This is a genomic window from Halobacillus litoralis (assembly GCF_004101865.1).
Classification (GTDB): Bacteria; Bacillota; Bacilli; order Bacillales; family Halobacillaceae; genus Halobacillus; species Halobacillus litoralis_A.
In genome coordinates this window covers 3,084,854-3,100,840 of the sequence record NZ_CP026118.1, presented here as the reverse complement: position 1 = coordinate 3,100,840, position 15,987 = coordinate 3,084,854, and the positions used below count along the sequence as shown (strand labels likewise).

Annotated in this window: 16 protein-coding genes; 7 read left to right on the top strand and 9 right to left on the bottom strand. The window is 41.4% G+C overall.

The features are described from left to right. Positions 1-94: 94 nt before the first annotated feature. The 3 genes from HLI_RS15430 (at position 95) to larC (ending at position 3,496) form a co-directional block, all read left to right on the top strand. The gene (locus HLI_RS15430; protein ID WP_128525808.1) at positions 95-1,204 is read left to right on the top strand and encodes a CdaR family transcriptional regulator; all 1,110 of its coding nucleotides are present in this window, start codon (positions 95-97) and stop codon (positions 1,202-1,204) included. A gap of 373 nt (positions 1,205-1,577) precedes the next feature. Continuing rightward, on the top strand, positions 1,578-2,255 hold the full coding sequence (larB, locus tag HLI_RS15425; RefSeq protein ID WP_128525807.1) for a nickel pincer cofactor biosynthesis protein LarB: 678 nt from the start codon (positions 1,578-1,580) through the stop codon (positions 2,253-2,255). Further along, a complete protein-coding gene (gene larC / locus HLI_RS15420) occupies positions 2,252-3,496 on the top strand; it encodes a nickel pincer cofactor biosynthesis protein LarC (RefSeq protein WP_128525806.1) in 1,245 nt (414 codons plus the stop codon). The genes larB and larC overlap by 4 nt, the downstream gene beginning before the upstream one ends. Before the next feature lie 206 nt (positions 3,497-3,702). Here the strand turns inward: larC and HLI_RS15415 are convergent, their stop codons facing one another. The 9 genes from HLI_RS15415 to HLI_RS15375 form a co-directional block, all read right to left on the bottom strand. Continuing rightward, a complete protein-coding gene (locus HLI_RS15415; protein WP_241655865.1) occupies positions 3,703-4,326 on the bottom strand; it encodes an urease accessory protein UreD in 624 nt (207 codons plus the stop codon). A gap of 184 nt (positions 4,327-4,510) precedes the next feature. Continuing rightward, entirely contained in the window at positions 4,511-5,125 is a 615-nt protein-coding gene (ureG, locus tag HLI_RS15410; RefSeq protein ID WP_128525805.1) for an urease accessory protein UreG, read from the bottom strand. A 33-nt stretch (positions 5,126-5,158) separates the two neighbouring features. Further along, the gene (locus tag HLI_RS15405; protein ID WP_128525804.1) at positions 5,159-5,845 is read right to left on the bottom strand and encodes an urease accessory protein UreF; all 687 of its coding nucleotides are present in this window, start codon (positions 5,843-5,845) and stop codon (positions 5,159-5,161) included. Next, complete coding sequence (gene ureE, locus HLI_RS15400; RefSeq protein ID WP_128525803.1) at positions 5,838-6,284, bottom strand: urease accessory protein UreE; 447 nt, start codon at positions 6,282-6,284, stop codon at positions 5,838-5,840. Before ureE ends, HLI_RS15405 begins: the two co-directional genes overlap by 8 nt. A 10-nt stretch (positions 6,285-6,294) precedes the next feature. Further along, a complete protein-coding gene (gene ureC, locus HLI_RS15395; RefSeq protein ID WP_128525802.1) occupies positions 6,295-8,004 on the bottom strand; it encodes an urease subunit alpha in 1,710 nt (569 codons plus the stop codon). After that, positions 8,001-8,312: an urease subunit beta gene (locus tag HLI_RS15390; RefSeq protein ID WP_128525801.1), complete on the bottom strand. Its 312-nt coding sequence runs from the start codon at positions 8,310-8,312 to the stop codon at positions 8,001-8,003. Before HLI_RS15390 ends, ureC begins: the two co-directional genes overlap by 4 nt. A 14-nt stretch (positions 8,313-8,326) precedes the next feature. Beyond that, positions 8,327-8,629: an urease subunit gamma gene (locus HLI_RS15385; protein WP_128525800.1), complete on the bottom strand. Its 303-nt coding sequence runs from the start codon at positions 8,627-8,629 to the stop codon at positions 8,327-8,329. A gap of 31 nt (positions 8,630-8,660) precedes the next feature. Further along, complete coding sequence (locus HLI_RS15380; protein WP_128525799.1) at positions 8,661-8,903, bottom strand: hypothetical protein; 243 nt, start codon at positions 8,901-8,903, stop codon at positions 8,661-8,663. Beyond that, positions 8,875-10,443 (bottom strand): sodium:solute symporter family protein, encoded by a 1,569-nt coding sequence (locus tag HLI_RS15375; protein WP_128525798.1) that lies wholly within the window; start codon positions 10,441-10,443, stop codon positions 8,875-8,877. The genes HLI_RS15380 and HLI_RS15375 overlap by 29 nt, the downstream gene beginning before the upstream one ends. A gap of 398 nt (positions 10,444-10,841) precedes the next feature. Here HLI_RS15375 and HLI_RS15370 point away from each other — a divergent pair, with 398 nt between their 5' ends. The 4 genes from HLI_RS15370 (at position 10,842) to HLI_RS15355 (ending at position 15,827) form a co-directional block, all read left to right on the top strand. After that, positions 10,842-11,909, top strand: a complete 1,068-nt coding sequence (locus HLI_RS15370; protein ID WP_128525797.1) for a FecCD family ABC transporter permease — start codon at positions 10,842-10,844, stop codon at positions 11,907-11,909. An 11-nt stretch (positions 11,910-11,920) separates the two neighbouring features. Further along, positions 11,921-12,697: a heme ABC transporter ATP-binding protein gene (locus HLI_RS15365; protein ID WP_128525796.1), complete on the top strand. Its 777-nt coding sequence runs from the start codon at positions 11,921-11,923 to the stop codon at positions 12,695-12,697. A 13-nt stretch (positions 12,698-12,710) separates the two neighbouring features. Next, entirely contained in the window at positions 12,711-13,688 is a 978-nt protein-coding gene (locus tag HLI_RS15360) for an ABC transporter substrate-binding protein (protein ID WP_241655864.1), read from the top strand. A gap of 390 nt (positions 13,689-14,078) precedes the next feature. Beyond that, positions 14,079-15,827, top strand: coding sequence for a sigma-54-dependent transcriptional regulator (locus HLI_RS15355; protein ID WP_128525795.1), 1,749 nt, complete (start codon positions 14,079-14,081; stop codon positions 15,825-15,827). Positions 15,828-15,987: the final 160 nt, after the last annotated feature.

The following is a 15,987-nucleotide window of genomic DNA, read 5'->3' as shown; positions in this document are numbered from 1 at the left end:
ACTAAATTTGTATATAGGCATACCATACATAAATAACCGCTTATTTTATAAGGAATTTGTATAGATTATACAAAAAATAGAAGGTGGGGATAGTTTGAGTGGATTAACAAAAAAAATAGCCGAGGATATTGTCAGGGAAACATCCTTAAGATTGAATCGCAATGTAAATATAATGAATATGGAAGGCATCATTATTGCTGCTCATGACGAAAGAAGGGTGTGGTCCGTTCATGAAGGTGCTGTAGAAGTGCTGAAAAAAAGAAGCACCCTCGCTATCAATACAAGCGATGAAGAAGTGTGGGTAGGTGCCCAGCCCGGAGTAAACCTCCCGATTGTTTTTAACAACGAAATTCTTGGGGTCATTGGGATTACGGGGGACCCTGATGAAATGGGGGATATTGGTGACCTCGTTAAGATGACAACTGAACTCATGATTCGTCAGGAATTCCTCGTTTCCCAAATGGAGTGGAAGCAGCGGACGAAGGAAATGATTATCGAACAGCTAATCAAGAGCGCCCCTTCCTTAGAAGATATTCATAGAGGGTTAAACCTGCTCGGTCTACAACTTCACCCCCCTTTCACCACAATCGTGATTCAAATTAAAGAGCAGCCCATCCTGAACCGAGTATTCATTCAAAAACTAGAAACATGTTTAGGCAATAACCAAGCTATTGTTGGTTTTATTAACGTAAACCGTGTTTTCATCGCACTATCAGGGCATGAGGAAGAGGGAGCGCTTAATAAGGTGAAATCCATTTATCACCTTATGAAAAGATTAAATATTGTCTTTCGAATGTCCTACAGCCTCACTTTCCAAGAAATTGAGAAGTTCAGTCAATCCTATCTGGACTGCGATATCACATTAAAAATAAGTGATTCAGACAATGACCTTCTATCCTTCGCTCAAATCGAAGCTAAAGCTTTGTTTTTTCAAATCGATGAAGTAATCACAAAGAGATTTTCACAGCGAGTTTTAAAGAGTATCGATGAGAACAAAGCTGAAACACTGAACTCTTTTTTTAAAAATAACTTAAACTTGCAACAAACAGCTAACGATTTGTATGTTCATCGAAATACTCTTCTTTATCGAATGAACAATATTATAAAAGAGACCGGATATGATCCAAAGAAATTCGAAGATGCCCTGATTCTTCAAGTAGCCATGTGGATTTATAATCGACCAGACCATTCTAGTAAACTTTGAAAAATTCGGATAATTCATATATTATTTACAAGACCGCGTACCTGTAAAACATTCCCTTGTAGTAGTTTCTTTTCATGAGAGATTAAGAAACTAAAATCAGGACTCTCTAAAAAAGAAGATGAGAAGCAGTCATACAGTACTTTTGAGTATCTTATAAGATTATACTTAATCAGATTACGAGGATAGGAAGTAGGAAGATGTTGTTCGAGGCAGTTTAATAGTTCCTTATTCCTCACAATTAAAAGGAGGCGGCCAACCCTCTTTTTAATTGTGCTGATTCTCTAATTAATAGAAAACAAGTAATATTTATATTTTTCATTATGTTAGTGTCTTGCAGAAATTATTTATCAAAATAGAACAGGATGTGATCTGTATGAGTTTTGAAGACTTAGGGTTTTCTAAAGTAGATACTGACCGTGAAAGGCGAACGGGCTATCCAGAGGTCATTTACGGAGAGGGAAAATCGGCAGAACAAATTTATCAAATCATGCAATTGTTAATCGATAAACACGAGAGGGTCATGGTTACACGTCTTTCTAAAGATAAAGCGGAACAACTTACAGCCCTTTTTCCAGAAGCTGTCTACCACTCTGTTCCACGAATCTTACTATACGGCAGACCTCTTCAGCAGTATCAATCGGAAATAATTGTTCTTTGTGCCGGGACCTCCGATTTGTTTGTTGCTGAGGAGGCTGCTCTTACCGCTGAATGGATGGGATGTCCTGTTAAAAGAATTTACGATGTAGGAGTAGCTGGGATCGATCGATTGCTCGCTCACCGTGAGGAAATTACAAAAGCGAGTGTCTTGATCGTAGTAGCTGGTATGGAAGGCGCATTACCGAGTGTAGTCGGTGGGTTGGTCCGCCGTCCGGTGATAGCAGTACCTACTTCTGTCGGGTATGGGGCGCATATGGAAGGTCTCACTCCACTTTTATCTATGCTTACATCTTGTGCCTCTGGTATGAGCGTAGTCAATATTGATAATGGTTTCGGTGCTGCCTACCAAGCAGCATTAATTTTACAATTAGCCAGCGAGGGGGAACAAAAATGAATCATTTATATTTGGATTGTCAATACGGGATTTCTGGAGATATGACTCTCTCCGCTCTCATAAATCTAGGTGCAGATCTCGACTACATTAAAGAACATCTAAGAAAACTGCCAATAGATCCTTTTACAATGGAAACCAGTCCTGTGGATAAGCATGGTATCCATGCAACAGAGCTCATTCTTCGATTTCCGGAAGAAAAACACCACCACCCTACTCATCCAGATGCCCATAACCATGACCACATTCATGAGCATCACCATAACCACCGGCATGCCTCTTCGATCTTTCGTATGATCGAGGAAAGTATGCTGCCGCAAAGGGTCAAAGTGAGAAGTACTGCGATCTTTAAAGTAATTGCTGAAGCTGAAGCCAAAATTCACGGAATGGACCCTGATGATGTTCATTTTCATGAAGTGGGGGCAATGGATTCAATTTTGGATATTATTGGAGTCTGTCTTGCGCTTGAGAGCTTAGCGATCGAATCTATCAGCGCAGCTCCGGTCCCCACGGGATATGGTAAAATTCAGATTGCACATGGACTCTATCCAGTGCCCGCACCAGCCACAGCTGAAATCCTGATCGGTATTCCTCTTGCCGATTTTCAAGCTGAGGGAGAGCTGACTACTCCCACAGGAGCTGCTTTCCTAAAAGCTTTAGTCGAGGATTTCGGTCATCTGCCTTCCCTCCCTATCGACAAAATCAGTTACGGTGCAGGAAAGAAAGATTTCGATCACCCTAACGTATTAAGAGCGGTTCTCTTTCAAACAAAAGAGAACCCCAGTACCGAACGTATAACCGTACTGGAGTGCCAGTTGGATGATATGGAAGGGGAAACACTCGGTTATGTAATGGAAAAAGCCTTAAGCATGGGAGCGCTTGATATCTATTACACCCCCATCACTATGAAAAAGAGCCGCCCTGGCACATTAATCACATTGCTTGCAAAGACGGAAGATTCGGTGACATTTGAAGATCTCCTTTTACGGGAAACAAGTACATTTGGCGTGCGGAGAATGGAGTGCGATCGATCCATCCTTTCCAGACGAATGGATCAGGTAGAAACGGTCTATGGATTGGTCAGCGTTAAAATAGGGTTTAAGGGAGAACATATTTACAAAGTCACTCCTGAATTTGAAGATGCAAAAGAAATCGCGCTAAAGAATGATATTCCACTAAGAAAAGTTTATTCAGAAGTAAACCACTCTGCAAGACAATTAATAAAAGCAGAGTCTCTACTCTAAAATATAATAAAGTAAACGTCCAAGAGGTCAAACGTTGTGTTATACATCGAAAGACTCCTCACCCTACTAACCACGATTAGGGTGTATATGGTGGACATATATTAACAGAGGCGATCGTTGATCGCCTCTGTTATCACTAAAAATAAGATGGCCAGCTTTTGCCCAGTATGAAAACAACCCTAAACCAGCCATTTTTCAACTTTCTATTAATACTTCCTCCAAGAAATCTTCCCTTTGCCTAATAATTCTTTTCTTGCAAAGGTGTGGATGTGTGAGATGGCCTTCTCAATTGTCTGCGTACGATCATTTAAAATCCGCACAACAATCCCGCCATCATCCATATCTGAAATACCGAAACGCACATGAGGATAAACCTCGTTTACATTTTCATATAACAATTCAGCAAATTCACGAGAAGCTTTCGGATGGAAAATGACGAAAGAACCTACATGTGTGTGTCCCTCTAACTGCAACACCCCTTCTAGTTCCTCATCCGGTTCTAGTAAAAGATGGTCAAACAAAACGAGCTTTCCATTTTGGTAGACTTTCAATTTGTTCCTTACCCAGTCATAGCGGAAGTTCGATCCATCTTCAGACCAGCCTGGAGTAATGATATCACTGTAAAAAAAGGAAGAGTCACGGTCCATCTTAATCGTCGTGTCTTGTATAAACCTAGCTCCCTTATACAAAATCAATGGATCCAAACAGTACTCAAGGACACTACCAGCACCAAGGTGAATCGTCGTACGCTGTTCCACTGGCTTCGAAAGTGATTTATACACCTTTGTGGAGGCTTGACTTGTGACCGCAAGTTCAGCTCCTTCTTCCAATCTAATTGTAGATGCGTATGTATCTCCATCAACATACCCCCGCCTACATGAATAAGATAGACAGACAGGGAATCATCATCCAGGCGAACAGGACGAGTATATTTAAATGCTCCTTCATAATAACCATGAATCATGGTCCTCGAATTGCGGTTCTTCACATCAAGGCTTAGAAAGCCCGTTTCACTCATGCTTTCAACCCTTTAAGAAAGGCATTGGATTTGATCCAATCGATCACTTCATCCAAACCATCTTGAGTCTTTAAGTTTGTGAAAACAAATGGCTTTTCTCCTCTCGCTTTGATTGTATCCTGTCTCATAATATCCAGGTCTGCCCCTACATAGGGAGCAAGGTCTGTTTTATTGACAACAAATAAATCCGATTTGATCATGCCTTGTCCATTCTTCCTAGGAATTTTTTCTCCTTGAGCCACGTCGATAATATAAATCGAGAAATCCACCAGTTCAGGACTGAAGGTTGCCGCTAAGTTATCGCCGCCACTTTCTACAAAGATTAAATCGAGGTCACTGTGGCGCTCCTTCAATTCATCGATGGCCGAAAAGTTCATCGAGGCATCTTCTCGAATCGCCGTATGAGGACACCCCCCTGTTTCTACTCCAATTACTCGATCATCTTCCAATACCCCATATTTCAAAAGAAACATCGCATCTTCTTTTGTATAGATATCGTTCGTGATGACTGCCATACTCAATTCATCCTTAAGATCCCTGGTTATTCTCTCTACAAGCATCGTTTTTCCTGCACCGACAGGACCTCCAACTCCAATACAAATCGGTTCCATCGTATCCACTCCTTTATATTTGGTAGAATTCGTTCAAGACATGAACAAGCGCACATTCAACCGTTCATGATGCATTTGGGCAATTTCTAGACCCGGGCCTCCCGCACCTAAATCACCGTAAGAAAGATCCAAAATCGATTGGACCGCTTCTTCCACGAACGGTTGCAGGGCTACTAAAATCCTTTGCCCATCGGTCTGCCCGATCGGGATTCCCCTGACCGCATTTTGCACAAGAGAGGACAAGTTCGTGAACAAGAATGTCTCTAACGCCGCTTTTTCGGGAATATCCAATGAATGGTAAACTGTTGCAAGAACTACCGAAGGATGACCATAAGCTTCCTTTTTCTTGACCCTGGCCAAGTATTCACTCAAAACAGGCGATGGATACAATTCCATGCACAGCTTGGCCATTCGTTCTCCCATCTTTCGGTTCCCTTCTCTCGTCTCTCGTGCTACACAAGTAGCGAACAAAACATGATCGATGTCCAAAAGATCCTCAGGGGTGCCATTTTCTATACTTTCATAAGCTAGACGGCAAGCCAGTCCATCATTGAAGATCAACTGCTTCTTTAAAAAAACAACCAGCGCTTGCTTAAAGCTCTCCGTTCCCGTCACTACATCCTCTTGAATATACGTTTCAAATCCGAAAGAATGAGAAAAGGCTCCTGAGGGAAATTGAGAGTCACTAAGCTGCAAAAGCGGCATCAATCCATTAGTCATGGTGATGTCCAATATAGCGGAAAGGCTCAGGCACCTTTCTCTTTTCTCGCTTATGCGGCACACCTATCAGGTGCAACAATTCCTCGATCAAGTAATCATACTGGACGATCATTTCTTCCCCTTCAAACTGGGCGGGCAAATGACGGTTTCCCAGCTGGTGGGCGATATCCCCCATTTGCTGCATGCATGTTGGGCTGATGACCAAGACATCATCTTTTTTCACAGAAATGACGACCATATTTTTTTCATCCATATACAATACGTCTCCGTCCGAAAGCTCTTCATTTTTGGATAATCTCATCCCAATCTCATTGCCATGGTCCGTTGTCATGCGCTGAATCCTTTTGACAAGCTGATCGCTTTCCAAGTATACGTATTCAATATGAGGAGCTCGTTTTTCTAAATTAGCTACGTTTCCGACTATATTTTCAATGATCATTTTCTTCACCTCAAAATAAGGAATATCGTTGCGCTAAAGGCACCGTCTCCGCAGGTTCACATTCAATGACTTCTCCATCTACTTTTACTATATATGTTTGTGGGTCCACCTCGATTTTCGGTGTCTCTCCATTATGGATCATCGATCGTTTCGTTAACTCACGGACACCAGAAATCGGTCGCACCTGTTTCTTTAAACCCAATTCATGATGCAGGCCGCTCTCATAAGCCTTTTTCGATAAAAACGTCAGTGATGTTTTGTCTTTCGCTTGACCGTGAGAACCAAACATTTCTCTATAAAATACGGGTTGGGGAGTAGGAATACTTGCGTTAGGGTCTCCCATCAGGCTGTGTGCGATCATCCCGCCTTTAAGAATAAGTTCCGGCTTTACACCAAAAAACTTCGGGTCCCACAGCACTAAATCAGCTAGTTTCCCACTTTCCACTGAGCCGACGTAATCGGAAATCCCATGTGTAATTGCCGGATTGATCGTGTATTTAGCAATGTATCGTTTGGCTCGAAAGTTGTCCTTTTTATCGTGACCTCCTTCCAACGCCCCGCGCTGTTTTTTCATTTTGTCCGCTGTTTGCCACGTACGGATAATAACTTCTCCTACACGCCCCATGGCCTGGGAATCGGAAGAAATCATGCTGAATACCCCGAGATCATGAAGGATATCTTCAGCGGCTATCGTCTCTTTTCGAATACGCGAATCCGCAAAAGCGATATCCTCCGGTACACTTGGATCCAAGTGATGACAAACCATCAGCATGTCCAAATGTTCTTCGAGTGTGTTGACCGTATAAGGCCTTGTCGGATTCGTGGAGGATGGGAGTATATTCGGATAACTGGCTGCTTCAATAATATCTGGTGCGTGTCCGCCTCCTGCTCCTTCGGTATGATAGGTATGGATGACTCGCTCATTGATCGCTTGAAGTGTATGTTCCACAAACCCGCCTTCATTCAATGTATCGGTATGTATAGCAACTTGAACATCATTTCTGTCAGCGATACTTAAACACGTATCAATGGATGAAGCTGTCGTTCCCCAGTCTTCGTGAAGCTTCAACCCTACAGCACCGGCTTCCACTTGCTCTTGAATGGCTTCTTCATTAGAAGAATTCCCTTTTCCTAAAAACCCTAGATTCATCGGATATTCATCTGCTGCTTCAAGCATCTTATGGATATTCCATGGACCTGGCGTGCAAGTAGTTGCTTTCGTCCCAGTTGCAGGACCTGTGCCTCCTCCGATCATCGTAGTGATTCCTGAGGAAAGTGCCGTTTCAATTTGCTGCGGAGCAACAAAGTGAATATGAGCATCAATGCCGCCTGCAGTGACAATCATTCCTTCCGCTGCTACGACTTCTGTTGAGGCGCCAATCACAATATCGATGCCGTCCATCAGCAAAGGATTTCCTGCTTTCCCGATAGATGAAATCCACCCTTCTTTAACACCGATATCAGCTTTATAAATGCCTGAATGATCTAAAATAACTGCATTGGTAATGACAAGATCGACAGCCTCATCGCTTGTAGCTAAAGGATGCTGTCCCATACCGTCCCTGATCACTTTACCGCCGCCGAATTTCACTTCATCTCCGTATGTCGTGTAATCCTTTTCTACTTCAATGAATAAGTCCGTATCCGCTAAGCGAACGGCATCTCCCGTTGTAGGGCCGAACATCTCAGCATATTGTTTTCGCGACATTTCAAAACTCATAGATCGGCCCTCCCATTGAACTGATTACTCAAACCGTAAATCTTCCTTTCCCCGGAAAACGCTACCAGCTCGACTTCTTTCTCATCGCCTGGTTCAAACCGAACGGCCGTGCCTGACGGAATATTCAAATGCCTGCCTTTTGTTTGCTCCCGCTCGAATTGCAAGTAGGGATTCACTTCATAAAAATGGAAGTGGGAGCCGATTTGGACAGGGCGGTCTCCTCGATTCAATACATTGACTCGGACGACTTCTTTTCCTTCATTACAAACAATCGGTTCTTTCCGTAATAAAAATTCTCCTGGTATCATCGTTGCCCTCCTTATCAGCGAATCGGATCATGAATGGTCACAAGCTTTACACCATCTGGAAACGTCGCTTCCACTTGAATATCAGGAATCATCTCCGGAATACCTTCCATGACATTTTCTCTCTCCAGTATCGTTGCACCATATTGCATCAACTCAGCTACTGACTTGCCATCCCTTGCCCCTTCGACAACCTCATAAGTGATAATGGCGACCGCTTCCGGATAGTTGAGCTTTAAACCTCTCCCCTGACGTCTCCGAGCAAGATCAGCGGCCGAGACCACCATGAGCTTTTCCATCTCTCTAGAAGTTAACTTCACACTCTCCCCTCCTCTCTGTCCAAAGGTGTTCTTACGGCTTGCCCCCCTCTCCTTTCATATATTCAACAACAGGGCGAAACGCTATATATAGACCAGCAATGATCAGCCAGCTGAAAGATAAATAAGTCCAACCCTTGAAAAACCCGAGGCTATAGGAATAGCCTGTGATGAACATGATTCCCGGAAAGGCGATAATCAGTAACACCGTCAACCCGAATGCCCATTTTTTACACAGTTTCGCGTCTTTACTTAGCTGATGCCCGTTTTCCTTCATACAACATTCCCTCCTCTTTGATTTCTTCCTCATTCTCCTCATCATCAAAGCTGCGGAACTTACCTTGCAGTGACTCAAAATCAAACTCTTGATTGGCTATCAAAGCATGGCCAATGGAAATCGTTCCACTTACAAGGAAAACGGTAATATTACCAAAAAACATTGAGTGAAGTTCTCCTAATGTACTTATACTAATCTCTCCATAAAGGAGATAAGCAGATGTCAACCATGCTGTTACCCCAAAGATCAGTCCCGCGGAAGCTCCATAGAAGGTCCCTTCATTCGTAGCCTTTTTCCAGAGCAATCCCAGAGTTACAGGAATGACAGCTCCACTCACAAAAATACCCATAGCCATATAGACCCATCCTAAGCCGATACCGACTTTAAACAACAGGATTGAAAGCACACCCATCATCAGACCAAAACCTAACGTTACTCTTCGAGAGACATTCAAAAGCCTGTCACTGCTCGCTTTAGGGTTAATTGATTTCCTGTAAATATCTGTAACGATAATATTTGTGATGGCTGTTAGTTCAGCAGCTCCTGTAGACATAACGGCCATGAACAGCATGGCTAGAAACAAAATTGAACCAACACCGCCAAGGAGGTGGGCAGCCATTTCCGGCGCGACAGAGTCAGGGGATACTACCGAAATACCAAGACCGGCAGCACTCACTCCAAGAAACGTGGCAATCGCAAACGGGATGGCAAACCACGAAATCCCACCGTATATGTATGCTTTTGAGGCAGCGCTATCTTTACTGGCAATGGCACGTTGCCAGTACGCCTGGTCTACGAATACGGCACCAAAGTTTCCTATGATATTGATCATCCCGAAAAACAGACCAGATACAGAGGCCATTGTGAGCATGGAATCCGAAGATGGCATGTTGCTTAGCCCTTCATAAATAGGGTCGATTCCAAATTTCACATAAACGACGGTCGCAAAAATAGCAAGGATGGCAAAAATCATGACTGTATTAAAGTAATCAGCAATAAAAGAGGCTTTCAGTCCACCGATCATGGTGTAAATCGTGAAGGTAAGAGGGATAAGAAAGGCGGCTACATAAATGTTCATCCCCGTGAGAGAGTTTAAGGCAATCGCTCCACCAAGAACTACCATGGATGTCACGAGAATATTGGTCATTAAAGCAAACCCCATAATTAAGCGGTGGTTTTTCTTATCAAATCGCTGACCAATGAATTCTAAAAACGTATGGGCGTTAGGAGCTCGCTTTTTCAAGTTGATAGCAACAATCGCAAACAGTAATACTTGTATACATGCGCCTGCAGCATACCAATAAGGACCACTAATACCGTATTGATACCCAGTGGAAGAAGACATCATCAGTGTCGCGGCCCAGGTCCAAGCAGCAATAATGGAAGCACTCGCTAATCCAACCCCTACACTTCTACCTGCCGTACTGAACTGTTCAGCTGTCATCGCTTGTTTTCTTCTTCGCTGCATTATAAAAGTGATAAGAGTAAAGAATAATCCAAAAACCAATAACAGAACATATCCTACATAAGCTGGTAACATAGTCACCCTCCAAATATTTTTAATATGCTGAATAATATAACATATTGTGTAAGATAATCAACACGTAATGTAAGGAAACCTAACATAAAAAGAAATTGGTAAGCGTTACCATATAAACCATGCCTGGTTTTACATTTTTTTATAAAAATTCAAAAACTATCTGAGTTCGAGTAGGATTAAGCATTTCTTACACTCTCAAGTTCGTTTCTTTCCAAATATCTATTACATCTGAGAATCGGATCTAAAAATTGTCCCTATTCTGAAATTCAGAAATATGTTAACTTCTTACTATTAAAGGGAGTTGAATAATGGGATGGATGAGCACCTAAGATTTTACAGTTTTTTATTCTTTAAAGTTGAATGTATAGTATTTCATAAGTGTATAAGGAAGGAAAGAAATGTTTAATAACATAGCGCAACGTCCTAAAGGTCTGAAAGAAACCAACTTGATCATTGTCCTTTTATTTTTAATTCTATTGGTGGTTGGCACAGTCATTTTCGCGACAGGAATGGGCCCAGTAACCGTTCATCCAACAACAGTATTACAAATTCTGATCAGTAAGGTTCCCTTCTTCTCTAGTACGATAGGAAATGATTGGAACCAGCTGGATGAAAGTATTGTATTGGGATTACGACTCCCAAGAGTCCTATTAGGATTAATAGTGGGCGCATCCTTATCCGTAACAGGAGTTGTCTTACAGGCTCTAGTAAGAAATCATTTAGCAGATCCATTTATTCTTGGAGTATCCTCCGGGGCATCTGCCACTGCAACATTAGGGATGTTATTTGGCACTTTTTCCTTTCTAGGTACATATTCACTATCTATAAGCGCATTCATAGGAGCGGTAATCGTAATAGTATTGGTTTATGCTCTTTCAAAAGTGGATGGAAAAATTAATATGACTCAATTATTATTATCAGGTGTTGCTATAGGTCTTATTATGGAATCGATAACAAAACTGATTACGTTAAGCGCCCCCAACGCTTTAGGATTACATAACGCAACATTTTGGATGGCGGGTAGTTTAGCAGGTGCTAAATGGGGTTATTTGACCTTACCTTTATTAGCCATGTTTCTTTGCATGACTATTTTATTGATTAATTATCGAGCCCTGAATGCCCTATTGGCAGGAGATGAAACTGCCGGGACATTAGGGTTCAATGTGAATATTCTACAAACGATACTTGTATTGATCGCATCACTTTTAGCAGGTGTGACTATTGCCGTCAGTGGTTCGATAGGATTTGTAGGATTAATGATCCCGCATATCACTAGACTACTTATCGGTTCAGATCATAGAAAAGTACTGCCTGTGAGTGCTTTGTTAGGAGGAATACTAGTCGTTTGGACAGATGTTGCAGCTCGATTAATTATTGCACCTGAAGAATTACCCATCGGTGTTTTAACCGCCATCTTTGGAGGTCCTTTTTTTATTTGGTTACTAAAAAGAAATTCTAGAAAATAAGGAGTCAAAATATGAAACTGCAAGTAGAAAATCTCAATTTTTCTTATAACCATCATAAAATCCTGAAAGATATATCAATTCATGTGGCTAATGGAGAATTTGTCGGAATTATAGGGCCAAATGGCAGTGGGAAATCCACATTATTAAAAAATATATACCGCGCTCTCACCCCTGACACAGGATCTATTTACTTGGACGAGAAAAACTACCGCAATTTTAAGGTAAAAGAAATAGCAAAAAAACTGGGCGTGATCGGACAAGACAATTCATTACCATTCGACTTTGCAGTAAACGAAATCGTAGCTATGGGAAGAAGCCCTCACAAAAAGCTTTTTGAAGGCGACAAGAAAGAAGATAAAGAAATTATACAAAACGCTCTTAAAAAAGTAGATATGGAAGAAATGGCAGAGAGAAATTTCCTATACCTTTCCGGTGGGGAAAAGCAACGAGTACTGCTGGCAAGAGTATTATCGCAGCAAACAGAATTTCTCGTGTTAGATGAACCTACAAACCATCTGGATATCCATCATCAACTTAGAATATTCGATGTAATCAAGGGCTTAGGCGCAACCGTACTCTCAGCAATTCATGACCTTAATATCGCTTCACTGTACTGTGACAGAATCTATGTAATGAAAAATGGCTCCATCTATAAATCCGGAACTCCTGAAGAAATATTCACTTCTGAAAATATCAATGAGGTTTTTAATATTAAAACGGATGTAAGGCTGCATCCCGTGACAAAAAAAGTAATGATTACCTACTTACCAGAAAGTATAATTAATTAAGGAGCCGGTGAATTTGAAGAAATGTAAATGGTTGTTATGGTTAATGGTTGGTTCCATAAGTATGATGATAGCAGGGTGTGAAGAATCCAATAGTAATGGGCATGCTGATAATGACGAATCTTCCCAACCTGATGAATCTTTAATCATCGATAATTACGGAAGAGAGTTATCGATCACCCAAAAACCAACTAATGTATTAACACTGGGACCAAATACGACAGAATTATTCATAGCATTAGGGCTTAGTGATTATATCATTGGAAACAGCCTGGATAACCATAGCCGTGGGGCATTACCAGAGTATGAAGACGTATACGAACAAATCCCAGAATTAACATATGGGTCAGCTACTAGAGAGTCTGTATTAACTAGTGGTACAGACTTTGTATACGGAATAGACTGGGAATTTGGTAAAGAGGGCTTAAATATTGAGGAATTGACAGACTATGGTATTACAACCTATGTGAATAAAGCTTCGACGTTAGAAGATATGTACGAGGAGATTTTGGATATCGGCAAGATTTTTGAAATAGAAGATACAGCAGAGGCCTTTGTTTCTGAACAGAAAGAAAGGATAGCGAATATAAATGAAAAGGTTTCACAGAAGGACCCTGTCAAAGTCCTTGTATATGATAGTGGCGGCGAAGGTGTTTTCACTGCTGGAGGTCCAAACTTTGAAACATTACTCATTGAATTAGCTGGTGGAAAGAACATTTTTGAAAACCTAACCGACAAGCAATGGGCTACGGTAAGTTACGAAGAAGTATTAGCCAGAGATCCGGATGTAATTTTGGTCCACGATTATGACAAACCTGCAATAGAGCAGAAAATAGAAGATATCAAAAACCATCCAGTTCTATCTCAATTAGAAAGTGTGAAAAAGGAAAGGTTCGTTACAATTTCGTTGGAAAGTGTTTTACCAGGAAATCGAATGGCTTATTCAGTCGAATCTTTTGCGCATGGTTTCCATCCTGAATTGTTTAATGAATAATGTTTCTTTCTCCCTGTTGACTATTGCTTAAATCTCTGGATTTCTATTAAGAATACTGTTTAATTTATTAAGTTAAGGCCCGTTACTCTTACCGGGAGTTCATAGATTGTATGATAAGGTCAGCCTGACTTCTGGTTGGCCTTTTTTGGTATCCTTTTATGAACCAACAGGTTTACAGTCCTTATAAGGAACCCTAAATTACAGGCACTTTGATCACTAACCTTCTAGAAATCATCCAAACCAAAACTTTAAAGGATGTGAACTTTGATTCTGAATAAGTCTATCCAATAGAGTACGAAAATTATATTAGCGGATTAGCATATTGCTTCTTGGGCGATAATGTGAAAAGATAGAATTGTTTAATTATGCAACGATTGAGGTGGGGATAAATTGATTAAAGCACTTCTTATTGCGCCCTACCAGGGGCTTGCGGAAATTGCTAAAAATTATAAAGATGTCGATCCTCATTTGAAGGTTGATGTGAAGTCAGGGAATTTAGAGGATGGTGTCGGCATCGCGAAACAAGCGGAAGCCGATGGTTATGACCTCATCATCAGCCGAGGTGGTACGGCGAGCTTGATCGAAGAAAAAGTAAAAGTTCCTGTTGTGGACATTAAAGTAAGCGGCTATGATATCCTGCGAATCTTAACTTTGCTGAGAGGTACCAATGGGAAGGCTGCATTGGTCGGTTTCGCTAATATCTCAAGAGGCGCTTCTACGATATGCAGCATTTTGGACATGGATGTAAGAACCATTACGATCACGAACAGTGATGAAGTCACAGAAAAATTGGAAGAACTGAAAGCTGAGGGTTTTTCCGTGGTCATTGGGGACGTAGTGACTGTTCATGAAGCAGAAAAGACCGGCTTACAAGGAATTCTCATCACTTCTGGAAAAGAGGCTGTCCTGGAAGCATTTGATGAAGCGAAACGGTTATATCACCTCCTTCAAAAAATGCAGACACAAGCAGGGATCTTTTCTGATGCTCTTGAGAAGTTTCCTCATCCATTGATCACGGTTAAACAAGATCGTGGACTTATCTTTAAAAATGAAAAGTTCAGAGAAGTGATGGATGACCAGTTTGTCGAGAGTGCAGAGGTCATGGCGCTTACAGAAGAAGTGGTCAGAGGAAAAGAAAAAGTGTGGAAGCCGGTCGAATATCAAAATAAAAGCTATTTTCTAGTCGCTTATCCTCTAAATAGTGACGAGGATTATGTAAATATTTTAATATACAACGGCTTCACTCAAAAAGAAGAGGGTGTGAAGTTATACCCGAACTTTTCTCATAAAAGTATTCCCGGCGAAAGTACGGCAGCTGTTTCATTAAGAAACAATTTAAAACGGTACGCAAGTATGGACGCTCCCCTCTGGATCGAGGGAGAACCGGGTACAGGAAGAATGACATATGCAGGGAACCTTCACTTTGAAAGGTTTCAGCAACGCGCTCCTCTTGTATCTGTAAATCTGATGAAAGTTTCAATCGACCGGCTTCGCGATTTATTTTTCGCGAATGTGGAGAGTCTGCCTAAAGAGGGAACCATTGTATTTCATAACATCCATAAAATAAATGAGGATGAACGGGATCGTGCAGAGGCATTCATCCGGGATATTTCTGAAAGGTATCAGACCATCCTCCTCTCCCCTGATGATGTGGAAAGTCTGGTTAAAGAGGGACAAGTGAGTCATTCTTTGTATTATGACGTACCAGAGGCTCGCATCCACCTCCCCGCTTTAAGAAATAGGACGGAAGATATTAAAAGTTTTGTTCAAGTTTTCATTGCCCAAAGTCACATCGACTACGGTTCTGAAACCGTGGGGATCCGTGAAGAAGCCGTGAATGAGCTGATGACCCATGACTGGCCCGGCAACATCGATCAGTTGAAGACGACGCTTGAAAAATTAATGGCGATGACGAACGGCTCTTTTATTGAACGTAAAGATGTCGAAACACTCATTCATAAGGAGAAACCTTCAGAGCAGCCTGACTTCGACCACTCCATCTCTGTCCAGGGAACGTTGAAAGATATGGAAAAACGAATCATCATGCAAGTGATGCAGGAAGAGAATAACAACCAATCCAAAGTCTCGAAGCGGTTAGGAATGAACCGCACAACATTATGGCGCAAACTTAATTCATAAGTTTGCGCCTTCTTTTTGTTCAAATATGCAACAACTGTAATAAAAAATTAGCTGAAGAAGATTAAAAATAAAATTATGTGTTGCAAAAATAAATTGTAAGCGTTATTATATTCAATGTAATCGCTTAATATATTTCTTTTTTGTTTAATTATGAAACATA

Bases quoted from the DNA above. Each gene is read 5' to 3' on its own strand.
- larB (WP_128525807.1), top strand. From the start codon at position 1,578: ATGAGTTTTGAAGACTTAGGGTTTTCTAAAGTAGATACTGACCGTGAA.
- larC (WP_128525806.1), top strand. From the start codon at position 2,252: ATGAATCATTTATATTTGGATTGTCAATACGGGATTTCTGGAGATATG.
- ureG (WP_128525805.1), bottom strand. From the start codon at position 5,125: ATGGAACCGATTTGTATTGGAGTTGGAGGTCCTGTCGGTGCAGGAAAA.
- HLI_RS15405 (WP_128525804.1), bottom strand. From the start codon at position 5,845: ATGACTAATGGATTGATGCCGCTTTTGCAGCTTAGTGACTCTCAATTT.
- ureE (WP_128525803.1), bottom strand. From the start codon at position 6,284: ATGATCATTGAAAATATAGTCGGAAACGTAGCTAATTTAGAAAAACGA.
- ureC (WP_128525802.1), bottom strand. From the start codon at position 8,004: ATGAGTTTTGAAATGTCGCGAAAACAATATGCTGAGATGTTCGGCCCT.
- HLI_RS15390 (WP_128525801.1), bottom strand. From the start codon at position 8,312: ATGATACCAGGAGAATTTTTATTACGGAAAGAACCGATTGTTTGTAAT.
- HLI_RS15380 (WP_128525799.1), bottom strand. From the start codon at position 8,903: ATGAAGGAAAACGGGCATCAGCTAAGTAAAGACGCGAAACTGTGTAAA.
- HLI_RS15375 (WP_128525798.1), bottom strand. From the start codon at position 10,443: ATGTTACCAGCTTATGTAGGATATGTTCTGTTATTGGTTTTTGGATTA.
- HLI_RS15370 (WP_128525797.1), top strand. From the start codon at position 10,842: ATGTTTAATAACATAGCGCAACGTCCTAAAGGTCTGAAAGAAACCAAC.
- HLI_RS15365 (WP_128525796.1), top strand. From the start codon at position 11,921: ATGAAACTGCAAGTAGAAAATCTCAATTTTTCTTATAACCATCATAAA.